The organism is Pseudomonas sp. YQ_6, assembly GCF_043103245.1.
Lineage (GTDB): Bacteria > Pseudomonadota > Gammaproteobacteria > Pseudomonadales > Pseudomonadaceae > Aquipseudomonas > Aquipseudomonas alloputida.
This window is the reverse complement of the sequence record NZ_JBICJR010000055.1, coordinates 1-1144: the sequence shown is the minus strand read 5'-3', so window position 1 is coordinate 1144 and position 1144 is coordinate 1. Positions and strand designations below refer to the sequence as shown.

Here is a 1144-nt window from a genome sequence, read left to right as displayed (position 1 = left end):
GCTGCCAGGCTGTAGGGGTTATCGATGTGTTGGGATTCGGCCGTCGCCAGCCAGGCGTCATGATCGTTGCTGGCTTGCAAGGCCAGGTTGCGCAGGGCGGCAATCCGCCGTTCCAGCGCGTCGCGTTCGGCGAGGAAGCGCCGGTATTTGTCGACATCGAGGCGCTGTGCCAGGCGCGCGCCATTGGGGGAGTAATCTTCATGGGTGAGGGCCTGGAAATGGGACTCGGCCGGCGACAGGGCAGGCCCCCTGCGTGAAGTGCCCAGCCTGAACGCGGCCAGTTCCGGTGAAGGTGCATCCGCCGGGTACAGGCTCTCCAGCGTCTTGTTCAGCAGCATGGCGACCAGGTTGCGATGGTGAAAGTCGCGGCTCTGCGGGCTGAGCTGTTCGGCATCCAGCCGGTAGCATGCCGGCACGCGCTCCTGCTCGGGAGGTTGGGCGGGTTTCGTGTGCTCCAGTTGCTCGGCCGGCATCAGGTCACGCAGTTGATGCTGGTAGGCCGAGACCGACAGGCTCAGGTCCAGGGCCATGCCTTCGGCGTCGGCGAGCGCCACCACCACTGGCACTTTCGGCTGGGTCCAGGGGTAGTGGCGGGCGATGGCATTGAGGTTGCCGATGGGCAAGGTTTCGGTGACCGGGTCGCTGCTCCAGGTCAGCGGCATGCGCCGCTCGGTTGGCTTGAAGTCTTCGACCCAGGTTTGCAGGGCACTGACTGGCAGCACATGGGGCTGGGTGGACGGCGCCGGGTTGCCGCTGACCAGCTCGGCCATGTCCAGCTGGCGCATGTGCCGTTTGCGCAGGGCTGCCGAACCGGTGATACGGGCGGTGATGGCGTTGGTCCACAGGTGCGGGCTGTAGCCGATCCACACTTCCTCGGCGGAGTCCTGGCAGGTGTCGGCCCACACCCAGCCGGTGCTCTGGCCGGACAGGTAGCGCTCACGGCGGTGGTAGTCCTCCAGCCCTTGATAGCGCAGCTCTTTGTAGAGGCCCGCGCCGACGTGCTCATGAATGACCAGCTTTTCGCCCTGAGGGCCTTTCATGAACACGTAGACATAGCCCGGGCGCAAAGCACGGAGGGTGTAGGCCGAGTGCTGCAGCGTGGGGAAGCCTTGTTCCAGGTTGAAGCCTGCATCGGCATAGCGGC

The 1144-nt window shown here is 65.6% G+C and carries 1 protein-coding gene; it reads right to left on the bottom strand.

Annotated features, from left to right (window positions below; translation table 11 throughout):
* On the bottom strand, window positions 1-1144 hold a 1144-nt coding region (locus ACF8FG_RS19340; RefSeq protein WP_392519139.1), incomplete at both ends, for a T6SS effector BTH_I2691 family protein.